Consider the following 12,669-nt stretch of genomic DNA (forward strand, 5'->3'; position numbering starts at 1 on the left):
AGAAAATAACTGTTTTTAAAACATACAAATAAGGAGCACACATGCGTTATGCACTTTTACTCCGCGGCATTAATGTCGGCGGGAAAAACAGGGTCGTCATGGCCGATTTGAAGAAAGATTTAGCTGGGTTGGGTTTTGAAAATCCAGTTTCCTACATCAATAGTGGCAATCTTTTCTTTGATAGCGAGGAGCAGGAGGAGAGGATTCGGGAGATATTAACGGCTTATTTCAGTCGGACGTATGATTTTCCTCTGCCTTTCGTCCTTGTCAGCTCTGCTATGCTTCAAAAAGAAATAGCCAATTTGCCTACTTGGTGGCAGGATGAAACAGCCTTTCGGCGAGATGTTCTCTTTTATCTGCCGGAGATAGACAGGGAGAGCGTTCAAGAGTTGGCAGGCAGTTGGGCGAATGACAAGGAGCAACTGCATTTTGGGCAGACAGCTTTCTTTTATAGTAATGCTGACCAAGCGGACTATCTCAAGTCCAACTACCATAAGAAACTGCTCAAGTCCAGTTTCTACAAGCAACTGACCATCCGAAATGGTAAGACTTTCCAGAAGATTGTGGAGTTGGTTGGAAATGAATGAGTTAAATTTGGAAGATACAAGGGAAGAAAAAGCGAAGCGCTGGAAGTTTTCTAGAGTTATTTGGCTAGTGCTCTATATCTTGTTGTTTATCTTTGTCTTGCTGCATTTTAGTTTGAGTCCGTTTGGCTTGGCCTTTACTCCTCTCCTGTGGAACACATGGCTTTTTCTTCTATCAGTGGTTGTATTCTGTCACTTATGGTTTCTCTTTTTGAAAAAACGAGAATTTCGCTGGTTTTATCTCATCTGGGGAATTCTGAGTGTACCTCTTGCACTTTTTATATGGTTTACAATTTTCTTTCATTTCTCTATAGACAAATCAGAAAATTCTGTCCCAATCAATATGGATTACAGGATAGATGGGAATGAAGTTATTTTACAAAAAGGCTTTTTATTTGGGGAATATGATGAATACCATGATTTAGTTAACCCCTATATCATGAAAACCAAGGTCAATCGTGTTCGCTATATTGATTGATGCCGGTCTTGTCAATGGACTCTAGCTCCAAAGCCCGATCAAACAAGCTAGTAGAGGGAGGTGTGTGACTGTGAATAAAAATAAAACTAAGGATAGAGGAGCAAATCCAAACGAGTGGATTTGGCTAGATAAAGTGAATACCTGGCTCAAATGTCATGGTTTTCTAGCTTGGTTATTGGATTTCTCTGTCCTTATGCTTTTCGCAATGATTACGGGCATCCTAGTTTTTCAAATCCCCTTCCTCCCTACATATTTAAAGAGTAATTATGTTTTTCCTTTGTTTATAAATATTCTTGTTTTACTGTACTATGCCTATGGTTCTATTCTCCGTGAAAATAGTGCAAAGAGGGTGACTTCTTTAAAAGACTTAGTCAATCTCCTTCTTTATATAAATCCTATGGCTCTTTTGTTTCATTACTTTGGAGTGAGGAGCCGCCGTCATAGACCTTTGCTACCATTGCCTACTTTGGATCATCGCTATGTCTGGTTCCCAATTGCCACTTATATTATTTTCTTTCTGATAGCAGCAGTCATCACGATTGCAAGCAAAGGGAGTAAGAAAAAATAGAAAAGAGAGTGGGACAGAAATCGGTAATTCGTTAGAATTCGATTTCGTCATCCCACCTCCGCACAGTTGAGTAGGGCTGTAAAAGCTGATGAAATCAGCCTAGTAGAGCCCACTCAACCACTGCGTCTTGCTCGACAATCCAAAGACAATTGAGAGGCTAGGACTTTTGTCCCAGCCTCTTTTCTCATTGTTAGAGAAAAATTCTTTTTCGATCCTTTTAGATTTCCATGCTTCATTGCTGGGGAAATGTGGTAAAATAAAAGATAGATTTTTACGAGAATGAGAGAAGAAATGTCTAAGAGGAAATTTGATAGCCATTCTATCACAGGCAGACTCTACCTTTTATTTGGAATTGTCGGAGTCTTATTTTTGGTGCTAATCGCTCGTCTGGGCTATATGCAGGTCGTCAACCAAGAATTTTATACGGATAAATTAGCTAAGGCAAGTAAAACAAAGATAAAATCGAGTTCGGTTCGTGGGCAAATCTATGATGCTTCAGGTAAGCCCTTGGTGGAAAATACAACCAAGCAAGTGGTGACCTTTACACGAGACAATAAACTGACAGCCGCAGACATTCGTGAAACGGCACAAAAGTTACTGCAGTATGTGTCTGTATCGGATCTAAAGGTGACCGAGCGCCAAGAGGTTGACTATTATCTGGCCGATAATAGGGTCTACCGAGAAGTGGTTGAAAAATTACCCAAGGAAGAAAAATTTGATACGGATGGCAACCGTCTGCCTGAATCCAAGATTTATAAAGCGGCGGTAGAGAGTATTGATCCAAGCCAACTAGGCTATACAGATGAGGAAAAGAGGACCATCGCTCTATTTAGCCAGATGAATGCTGTACCAAACTTTTCAACAGGGACGATTCAGACGGATGACTTGACGACGGAGCAAGTCGCTACGATTGCTTCAATTGGCAAAGAACTTCCAGGCATTAGTATTTCAACTAGCTGGAATCGAAAAGTCTTGGAAACATCGCTGGCTTCGATTGTCGGTCATATCTCGACCGAAAAAACAGGTCTGCCAGCCGAGGAAGCAGATGACTATGTCAAGAAGGGCTATTCTCTGAATGACCGAGTGGGAATTTCTTATTTGGAAAAAGAGTATGAGTCTGTTTTGCAAGGAAAACGGGCAGAAAAAGAAATTCGGCTAGATAAAAATGGCAACATGGAGAGTGTCGAGACCATTTCCGAAGGCAGCAAGGGAAATAACCTGAAGTTAACTGTGGATCTGACCTTTCAGCAGGGAGTTGAGGATATTCTCAGAAATGCCTTTAATCTAGAGCTGGCAAAGGGCAATGCCACCTATTCAGAAGGTGTCTATGCCGTGGCTATGGATCCCAATACAGGGTCAATCTTGGCGCTGGCTGGTGTCAAGCATGATCTGGAAACAGGCAAAATCTCGGCGGATGCGCTGGGTACCGTTACAAATGTCTTTGTTCCTGGTTCTGTCGTCAAAGCGGCTACCTTAACCGCTGGTTGGCAGTACGGAGCCATTTCAGGAAATCAATCCTTGGTTGATCAGCCGATTCTTTTCGCGGGTTCTGCTCCCATCAATTCTTGGTTTACGGCCTATGGTTCACGCTCTATTACAGCGGTGGAGGCTCTGGAATATTCGTCTAACACCTATATGGTTCAGGTGGCCCTAAATATGCTTGGGACTCCGTATAGCCCAAATATGGCCTTAGGAACCAACAATGTCGATGCTTCGATGAAAAAACTCCGTTCGACTTTTGCAGAATATGGTCTGGGGACTGAGACAGGGATTGATTTACCGACAGAATCAACAGGCTATATTCCCAAAAACTTCACAGTCAGCAATTATATCACGGATGCTTTTGGTCAGTTTGATAACTACACACCACTTCAGTTGGCTCAATATGCGTCGACGGTAGCCAATAACGGCAAACGGGTTGCTCCGCATCTGGTTGAAGGTATTTACGCCAACAATGACCAAGGTGGACTGGGAGACTTGATTGAGAAGAAGGAAACAAAAGAATTAAATCAGGTCAACATTTCTGAGGAAAATATGGCTCTTATAAAACAAGGTTTCTATCAGGTGGTCAATGGATGGAGTGGCTTGACAACTGGACGGACGATTGCGCAAGGCGCTATGGTCTCCATCAGTGCCAAAACAGGGACTGCCGAAACTTTTGTCAACGGTGGTACATCTGCTATCAACACCAATGTAGTATCCTATGCACCAAGCGATCGACCTAAAATCGCTGTGGCCGTAGTCTTTCCCCACAATACTGACCTCTCTTCAACAGTCAGCCACAGTATCACCCGTGATATTATCAATCTTTATAACCAACAGCACCCTATGAATTAGAAAGGAAAAGCAGTAGAATCGGATCGAGATTTTACTGCTCAACTATTACTATTATGCTTTATCCAACCCCTATCGCCAAATTGATTGATAGTTTTTCCAAGCTGCCGGGTATCGGCATCAAGACAGCTACTCGCCTGGCCTTTTATACCATCGGAATGAGTGACGATGATGTCAATGAGTTTGCCAAAAATCTACTAGCTGCCAAGCGCGAGCTGACCTACTGCTCTATCTGTGGCAATCTGACGGATGATGATCCCTGTGCTATCTGTACGGATCAAACGCGCGATCAGACTGTAATTTTGATCGTTGAGGATAGCCGCGATGTGTCTGCCATGGAAAATATCCAAGAATACCACGGCCTTTATCATGTCCTCCATGGCCTCATTTCGCCTATGAACGGTGTAGGACCAGACGACATCAACCTCAAGAGTCTCCTGACTCGCTTGATGGACAGCCAAGTGATGGAAGTGATTGTGGCTACCAATGCAACGGCTGACGGAGAAGCGACTTCTATGTATATTTCTCGTGTGCTCAAGCCTGCGGGTATCAAGGTGACTCGACTGGCTCGCGGACTGGCTGTCGGCGCTGATATCGAATATGCAGACGAAGTGACCCTGCTCCGAGCCATTGAAAATCGGACAGAATTGTAAGATGAAAGAAAGATTTCCTGCTGAAAAACAGCTTTGGAAATCTTTTTTCTATTCAAAAATGCGGGGAAATATGGTATACTGAAACAGTCTAAAAAGAAGATGGGGCAACCCCAAATGAACTTATAGCTAGAAATGTTAGGATAAGATAATGGTCAAACAAACCTTGATTTTACTATACGGTGGTCGTAGTGCTGAGCGAGAAGTTTCAGTCTTGTCGGCTGAGAGTGTCATGCGAGCTATCAATTATGACAAATTTTCTGTCAAGACTTATTTCATCACAAAAGCTGGCGATTTTATCAAGACGCAGGAATTTACAGAAAAGCCGGCTGCAGATGAAAAACTCATGACCAATGCAACGGTTGATGTTTCACAGCAAGTCAAACCGAGTGACATTTATGAGGAAAATGCAGTTGTCTTTCCTGTTCTTCATGGACCGATGGGCGAGGATGGCTCTATTCAAGGCTTTCTTGAAGTGCTGCGGCTTCCTTATGTGGGCTGCAATATCTTGTCTTCCAGTGTTGCCATGGACAAAATTACCACCAAACGTATTTTGGAGTCTGCTGGAATTCCGCAGGTGCCTTATGTAGCAGTGATTGAGGGAGAAAATCTGGAAGAAAAAATTGCCGAAATCGAAGAAAAATTAACTTATCCGATTTTTACCAAACCGTCTAATATGGGCTCTAGTGTCGGTATTTCAAAGTCTGAAAATCAAGAGGAGCTGCGGGCAGCATTGGATTTGGCCTTCAAGTATGACAGCCGTGTCTTGATCGAGCAGGGAGTCAATGCGCGTGAGATTGAGGTTGGTCTCTTAGGGAATTATGATGTTAAGAGTACCTTGCCGGGCGAAGTGGTCAAAGATGTGGCTTTCTACGACTATGAAGCCAAGTATATTGACAATAAGATTACCATGGATATTCCTGCAAAAATCTCAGACGAGGTTATTTCAGTCATGCGTACGAATGCTGAGACAGCCTTTCGTGCCTTGGGTGGACAGGGATTGGCGCGCTGTGATTTCTTCTACACAGAGGATGGCGACATTTTCCTCAATGAGCTCAATACCATGCCAGGCTTTACTCAATGGTCTATGTATCCCTTGCTTTGGGAAAATATGGGACTGCCTTATTCCGAGTTGATTGAGAAATTGGTAAATTTAGCTGAAGAGGCCTTTGCTAAGAGAGAAGCGCATCTTTTATAAATATGATATAATAGAGGGACTGAGATGACAGACTGAATGTTCAATATTGAGTTTGGCCTCACTCCCTTCTTTTTTGGGAAAAAGTGGAAAAATGAGTTAAAAATATGAAATTAGATTTATATGAAATAGCAAAAGTCTTGGCTGCCAAAAATGATGTCAGTCAGTTTGAAAATGTGACTTTTAGAAATGCTGAATTTGACAGCCGTTTGATTGAGGCGGGGGATCTTTTTATCCCGCTCAAGGGAGCTCGTGACGGCCATGACTTTATCGCGACAGCCTTCGCTCAGGGTGCTGCGGCTACCTTGTCTGAGCGTCCAATAGCAGAAGGACCCTATGTCTTGGTCGATGATGTGCTAGCGGCCTTTCAAGCTTTGGCTCAATACTATCTGGAAAAGACAGGTGTGGATGTGCTCGCTGTGACAGGCTCCAATGGAAAGACTACAACCAAGGATATGCTGGCTCAGCTATTGGCTACTAGCTACAAAACCTATAAAACTCAAGGAAACTATAATAATGAAATCGGTCTGCCCTACACGGTGCTCCACATGCCAGATGACACAGAAAAGCTAGTTTTGGAAATGGGGCAGGATCACTTGGGGGATATCCATCTTCTGTCTGAAATTGCCAAGCCTAAAACGGGCATTGTGACCTTGATTGGCGAAGCTCACTTAGAATTTTTCGGAAGCCGTACAGAGATTGCTAAAGGCAAGATGCAGATTGCGGATGGCATGAAGAAAGGTGGCCTGCTCTTGGCTCCGGCTGATAAGATCGTCAATGATTTTCTGCCAGACCAGCAAAAAGTAGTTCGCTTTGGTCCCGATGCAGATATTTGTCTGACTCGTCTAGAAGAGCGCAAGGATAGTTTGACCTTTGAAGCGAATTTTCTGGAGCAGGCGATTGACTTGCCCGTGACTGGCAAATACAATGCGACCAACGCCATGATCGCCTCTTACGTTGCCTTGCAAGAGGGTGTCAGTGAGTCGGCGATTCGTCAGGCTTTTGCCCAGCTGGAATTGACCCGCAATCGAACCGAGTGGAAGAAGGCGGCGAATGGGGCCGATATCCTGTCAGATGTCTACAATGCTAATCCAACAGCCATGCGCTTGATTCTTGAGACGTTTTCAGCGATTCCAGCTAGTCAGGGCGGCCGGAAGGCTGCAGTATTAGCCGATATGAAGGAGCTGGGAGCTGACTCCAAGCTGATGCACGGAGCCATGATTACCAGTCTTAATCCAGAGATTATCACCGATCTTTTTCTCTATGGAGAGGATATGGAAGCCCTCTACATCTATGCTCGGGAAATCTACCCACCAAATCGGGTGCATTATTTTGTCAAAAGTGCTGACAAGGATCAGTTTGAAGATTTGATCAAGACCGTTAAGACTTGGTTGCAATCAGCTGACCAAATCTTGCTCAAGGGCAGTAATTCGATGAAATTGGATAAACTAGTGGAGGCCTTGGAGCATGGGGACAAGTGATACAGCTTTAATTTTGCAACGACTGCTGGCTATAACGGATACAGGTTTGTCTTTTGCAGCCAGTGACTTTGATCGAGAACGCTATGCGGATATCAGAGACAATCTGAATCAGTTGCTCAGCGAGACCAGCCATCTGGAACCGGATGAGCTGTCTGACTTGCTCCGGCCGACAGATTTTTATGCGACTCCTTTGGTCGATGTCCGAGCTTTTATCGTTCAGCAGGGCAAGATTTGTCTAGTACGAGGACAGCAAGAGGAGACATGGGCTCTGCCGGGTGGTTTCTGCGAAGTAGGCTTATCTCCCAAAGAAAATATTGTAAAAGAAATTCAGGAAGAAACTGGATTTCAAGCTAGCGTAGTACGCTTGCTGTCTGTCTTTGATAGCAATAAATTTCAGCCACAGAGTAAGCAGTACGTCAAGCTCGTGTTTGAATGTCAGCTGAAAGAGGGAGATTTTCAGCCCAATTTAGAAATCGCTGAGCTGAGTTTCTTTGACCCACAGGATTTGCCTCTTCTATCCGAGAAAAGGATAACAAAAGAGCAGATGCAGCTTCTCTGGGATATTTATCAGAATCAGCAAGAACAATATATAGACTAGATTGAAGTTGATGCTGATTGGATGCTTATATCCAATAGACCAGATAATCTAGCTCAATCTGTCCAGAGTTATAAGGGCCAGAAGCTATTACCTCTAGAAAGTTGAAAAACTTTTTGAAAAGAAATTAAGGACTTTGCTAGGAACAGCAAGCCTAGTGTCCTTAAAAATTATGTATTAGGATGAAAATTTGAAAGATGAATTTACTAGATTTTTTACTAGTCACAAAACAGAACCGCCTGTGATGACGCCTTTTGCTTATGTTCTGCTCATGATGAGCCTAGTGTCCGTTATCTATGTTGCTAGTCGTTATTTTGAGCAAAAAAAAGTGCAGACTTTTTTTAGAGTAGCCCAAATCGTGCAATTAGTCTCTTTGTATGGCTGGTACTTGGCTATTCAGGAGCCTTTGTCGGAGAGTCTCCCCTTGTACCATTGCCGAGTCGCTATGTTTGCTGTCTTGCTGCTGCCAGATAAAGTAGCTTATAAGCAATATTTCGCCTTATTAGGTGTATTTGGACCGATTTGCGCCATTGTCTATCCGATTTTGGACCCCTATCCATTTCCGCATATCACGCTATTTTCATTTTTCATCGGTCATTTGGCCCTGTTAGGCAATTCGATTATTTACCTGATGAAGCATTATGATAGACTCAATCTGTCCTATCGCCGTATCGTAGAAATCACCTTTGGCTTAGACTTCCTCATCCTGCTTGGAAATATTGTATTTGGAGGAAACTACGGTTTCTTAAAGGATCCGCCTCTGGTGGGGGATCATGGTATGCTTGGTAACTATCTGATTGTGTCGATGGTCTTAGCGACGGCCTTGCTTCTATTTTCTTACTTGTTCAAAGAAATGAAGGAAAGACAGGCAGAGCGATTGATCCAATAAGGATAGAAAGAGAAGCTGATTTCTATAGCAACTAGAAAAATGCTGGCTAGTCTCCATAGTTTCCTAGGAGCTAGATTACACAGGTTTTAAAAGTAGAAAGGAAACTGGATGCATCATTTTTTGACTACCAACCAAACTGAACCACCCTTTGTTTCAGCTTTGGCCTACTCTTTGATGATGGCATTGCTTTTGCTGTCTGTCTACGCATCGATAAAATACCATAAGAATCCTAGCTTTATTAAAAGCATGAAAATTCTTCAGTTGTGCCAACTGGCAATTCTTTATAGTTGGTATGTGGGTTTTCAGCTTCCTCTGGCAAATAGTCTGCCTCTATACCATTGCCGTTTGGCCATGTTTGCGGTAGTCTTTCTGCCAGATAAATGGCCCAGCAAGCAGTATTTTGCTCTTCTAGGGGCCAGCGGAGCAGTCTTTGCCCTCGGCTATCCAGTCTTTGATCCTTATGATTTTCCGCATATTACCAGTTTCTCTTTCCTGATTGGTCACTATGCACTGTTAGTCAATTCCCTGATTTATCTGATGAATCACTACGATAAGACCCAGCTCAAGAAATACACGATTGTCCTCTATACTTTTGTGCTCGATGCCTTTCTTGTCGGCGTCAATCAAGTGACGGGTGGGAATTACGGTCTGCTAAAAAGCCCGCCTTTTATCAGTCAGCAGAATCTTTTAGTAAAATATCTAGCTGTGTCGATTATTTTGTCCGCTACCTTGCTTCTTTTTGATGAAGTATTTAAGAAACGGTGGAAAAAACAGCTGGAAATTGTTTAATATTGAATGTTACAGCTCCTGTCAAGTTTATTTGGCAGGACTTTTCTTAAATCTGATTTTAATCTTAATCTTTGCAATTTTTCTCTTTAGCAGTGTCATTGTCAGATTTTAAGGCAAGTTAGCCAAATATAAAGAATAGAATCGCTGGGAAGAGCGATTTTTATCTTTCTTATATAATTGAAAAAAAGCGCTAAATCCGCTATAATAGGTAGGTTGAAAGGATTAGAATATTCCAATGTAAAATAAAAAATACTGACATTCACCATTATCCAAAAAGAAAAGAAAGAGAAGATATGACTATTCAAGAAGAAATTAAGAAACGCCGTACCTTTGCCATCATTTCCCACCCGGACGCGGGGAAAACAACTATTACTGAGCAGTTGCTCTACTTTGGAGGCGAGATTCGTGAGGCTGGTACAGTCAAGGGAAAAAAGACTGGTAACTTTGCCAAGTCTGACTGGATGGATATCGAGAAACAACGTGGGATTTCGGTCACTTCATCTGTTATGCAGTTTGACTACGACGGAAAACGCGTCAATATCCTAGACACACCAGGGCACGAGGACTTCTCAGAAGATACCTATCGGACCTTGATGGCGGTGGATGCTGCGGTCATGGTGGTGGACTCTGCCAAGGGTATCGAGGCCCAAACCAAGAAATTGTTTGAAGTTGTCAAACACCGTGGGATTCCAGTCTTTACCTTTATGAACAAGCTGGACCGTGACGGTCGTGAGCCACTGGATCTCTTGCAAGAGTTGGAAGAAGTCCTAGGTATTGCTAGCTACCCAATGAACTGGCCAATCGGGATGGGGAAAGCCTTTGAGGGCTTATATGACCTCTATAACCAACGCTTGGAGCTCTATAAAGGGGATGAGCGTTTTGCTAGTCTGGAAGATGGGGACAAACTTTTTGCGAACAATCCTTTCTATGAGCAAGTCAAGGATGATATCGAGCTTCTAAATGAAGCAGGGAATGAGTTCTCAGAGGAAGCTATTCTTGCAGGTGATTTGACTCCGGTATTCTTTGGTTCAGCCCTGACCAACTTTGGAGTGCAGACCTTCCTCGAAACTTTCCTCAAGTTTGCCCCAGAGCCACATGGACATAAGAAAACAGACGGAGAAATTGTGGATCCTTACGATAAGGATTTCTCAGGATTTGTCTTTAAAATCCAAGCCAACATGGACCCTCGCCACCGTGACCGCATCGCCTTTGTCCGTATTGTATCGGGTGAATTTGAGCGAGGCATGAGTGTCAACCTACCTCGTACTGGTAAGGGTGCCAAGCTGTCTAATGTCACTCAGTTTATGGCCGAAAGTCGTGAGAATGTCACCAATGCCGTAGCTGGAGATATCATCGGGGTTTACGATACAGGTACTTACCAGGTTGGAGACACTTTGACTGTGGGTAAGAATAAGTTTGAATTTGAACCCCTGCCAACCTTTACTCCTGAAATTTTCATGAAAGTTTCTGCCAAGAATGTCATGAAGCAAAAATCTTTCCACAAGGGAATGGAACAGTTGGTACAAGAAGGAGCCGTCCAGCTTTATAAGAATTACCAAACAGGCGAGTACATGCTAGGCGCTGTCGGCCAACTCCAGTTTGAAGTCTTCAAGCATCGGATGGAAGGCGAATACAACGCTGAAGTGGTTATGACTCCGATGGGTAAAAAGACGGTTCGCTGGATTTCGCCAGAGGACCTAGACGAGCGTATGTCGTCAAGCCGCAATATCTTGGCCAAAGATCGTTTCGACCAACCTGTTTTCCTCTTTGAAAACGACTTTGCCCTGCGTTGGTTTGCGGACAAGTATCCAGATGTGAAGTTAGAAGAGAAGATGTAGATCGCCAAAGTTACTTGATTGTGTAACAATCTAAGTAACTAACGCCAAGTTTCTATGGAACTTGGCTAGGCGCTCCACTAGTAAAGTTTTACGAATATTATCGATTCGTAAAACTTTCCGTCGTAACGGGTAGTGAGAGGCCTAGCTACCTGCCTTACACTTATGTTTAGAAAATAATATCGATTTGCTTGGTTATTGTCAGGATATAGGAGCTTTGGCTATGAGGCTAAGTGTGGACACTAGGCGTGAGCTATTAGACAATCATTCTAGATCCCAGAAAGGAGTTCTATGTTTCTGGAAAGAAAACTAAAAGACCAATCTGTCTGGATCAACATTGACTCAGATGATGTTAAAAAGAATGGACAAATTTATCAGGATTACAATATCGACCTGGAAACCATCGAGTATGCGCTGGATAAAAACGAGCGGGCTCACATGGACTACAATCGTGAGAATGGAACAGTTCTTTTCATCTATAATGTCCTGAATTTAGCGACAGAGAAGGACTACTATGAGACCATTCCGATGACTTTCGTGGTACAACAGGATCGTCTCATCACGATCAGCAATCAAGACAATGCCTATGTGGTTGATATAATGAAAGCCTATACGGAGAATCATGAGCCTGTGTCGGTCTATAAGTTTCTTTTTGCCAGTCTGGAGTTGATTTCCAATTCCTACTATCCAGTCATTGAGCAGATGGACAAGCGCAAGGATGAGATTAACCGACTTTTGCGTCAGAAAACGACTAAAAAGCACTTGTTTGCCCTCTCCGACTTGGAAACCTCCATGGTCTATCTGGTGGCGGCATCCAAGCAAAATACTATACTGCTGGAGCACATCAAGAGACATGCTGTCTATCGTGGCTTTGATGAACTAGAAACCGAGCAGTTTGAAGATGCCATGATTGAGGCACGTCAGCTGGTTTCAATGACGGATTTGATTGCTCAGGTTCTTAGCCAGCTTTCGGGCTCCTACAATAACATCCTGAACAACAATCTGAATGATAATTTGACTGTTTTGACCATTATTTCGGTTCTTCTGGCAGTTCTAGCCGTTATCACCGGCTTCTTTGGTATGAATGTCCCCCTGCCTTGGGCAACGGACAAGAATGCTTGGCTTTACATTGTCACCATCAGTATTGTTCTTTGGGTTCTTCTGACCAAGCTTCTCAACTGGGTGGTCAATAAAGAGCGATGAAAAAATACATTAAACGAATGAGGTTTTCGAGCCTCATTTTTTTTTGGTGCTAGCTGGAGTGAATTTCA

The 12,669-nt window shown here is 43.2% G+C and carries 12 protein-coding genes; all 12 read left to right on the forward strand.

All coding sequences use genetic code 11. The annotated features are described in order from the left end of the window. The first annotated feature begins 41 nt into the window (after positions 1 to 41). The 12 genes from I872_RS02240 to I872_RS02295 all read left to right on the forward strand — a co-directional run bounded on the left by I872_RS02240 (position 42) and on the right by I872_RS02295 (position 12,601). A complete protein-coding gene (locus tag I872_RS02240; protein WP_015604536.1) occupies positions 42 to 587 on the forward strand; it encodes a DUF1697 domain-containing protein in 546 nt (181 codons plus the stop codon). Further along, the gene (locus I872_RS02245; protein ID WP_015604537.1) at positions 580 to 1,062 is read left to right on the forward strand and encodes a hypothetical protein; all 483 of its coding nucleotides are present in this window, start codon (positions 580 to 582) and stop codon (positions 1,060 to 1,062) included. Before I872_RS02240 ends, I872_RS02245 begins: the two co-directional genes overlap by 8 nt. A 70-nt stretch (positions 1,063 to 1,132) precedes the next feature. Then, positions 1,133 to 1,630: a hypothetical protein gene (locus tag I872_RS02250; RefSeq protein ID WP_015604538.1), complete on the forward strand. Its 498-nt coding sequence runs from the start codon at positions 1,133 to 1,135 to the stop codon at positions 1,628 to 1,630. 279 nt (positions 1,631 to 1,909) lie between these two features. Next, positions 1,910 to 3,967 carry a penicillin-binding protein PBP2B gene (pbp2b, locus tag I872_RS02255; RefSeq protein ID WP_095666412.1) on the forward strand — a complete coding sequence of 686 codons (2,058 nt, stop codon included), beginning with the start codon at positions 1,910 to 1,912 and terminating at the stop codon, positions 3,965 to 3,967. Between the two features lie 53 nt (positions 3,968 to 4,020). Then, on the forward strand, positions 4,021 to 4,617 hold the full coding sequence (recR, locus tag I872_RS02260) for a recombination mediator RecR (RefSeq protein WP_005589561.1): 597 nt from the start codon (positions 4,021 to 4,023) through the stop codon (positions 4,615 to 4,617). A 148-nt stretch (positions 4,618 to 4,765) separates the two neighbouring features. Next, positions 4,766 to 5,812, forward strand: a complete 1,047-nt coding sequence (locus I872_RS02265; RefSeq protein WP_015604540.1) for a D-alanine--D-alanine ligase — start codon at positions 4,766 to 4,768, stop codon at positions 5,810 to 5,812. A 104-nt stretch (positions 5,813 to 5,916) separates the two neighbouring features. Beyond that, positions 5,917 to 7,290 (forward strand): UDP-N-acetylmuramoyl-tripeptide--D-alanyl-D-alanine ligase, encoded by a 1,374-nt coding sequence (locus I872_RS02270; protein WP_015604541.1) that lies wholly within the window; start codon positions 5,917 to 5,919, stop codon positions 7,288 to 7,290. Then, entirely contained in the window at positions 7,277 to 7,888 is a 612-nt protein-coding gene (locus I872_RS02275; RefSeq protein ID WP_015604542.1) for an NUDIX hydrolase N-terminal domain-containing protein, read from the forward strand. Before I872_RS02270 ends, I872_RS02275 begins: the two co-directional genes overlap by 14 nt. A gap of 241 nt (positions 7,889 to 8,129) precedes the next feature. Continuing rightward, positions 8,130 to 8,774, forward strand: a complete 645-nt coding sequence (locus tag I872_RS02280; protein WP_051089037.1) for a YwaF family protein — start codon at positions 8,130 to 8,132, stop codon at positions 8,772 to 8,774. Positions 8,775 to 8,882: 108 nt separating this feature from the next. Next, a complete protein-coding gene (locus tag I872_RS02285; RefSeq protein ID WP_015604544.1) occupies positions 8,883 to 9,563 on the forward strand; it encodes a YwaF family protein in 681 nt (226 codons plus the stop codon). A 293-nt stretch (positions 9,564 to 9,856) separates the two neighbouring features. Then, on the forward strand, positions 9,857 to 11,401 hold the full coding sequence (locus tag I872_RS02290) for a peptide chain release factor 3 (protein WP_015604545.1): 1,545 nt from the start codon (positions 9,857 to 9,859) through the stop codon (positions 11,399 to 11,401). A 288-nt stretch (positions 11,402 to 11,689) separates the two neighbouring features. After that, positions 11,690 to 12,601, forward strand: coding sequence for a magnesium transporter CorA family protein (locus I872_RS02295; RefSeq protein ID WP_015604546.1), 912 nt, complete (start codon positions 11,690 to 11,692; stop codon positions 12,599 to 12,601). Positions 12,602 to 12,669: the final 68 nt, after the last annotated feature.

It is taken from the genome of Streptococcus cristatus AS 1.3089 (assembly GCF_000385925.1).
In the GTDB taxonomy this organism is placed as follows: domain Bacteria; phylum Bacillota; class Bacilli; order Lactobacillales; family Streptococcaceae; genus Streptococcus; species Streptococcus cristatus_B.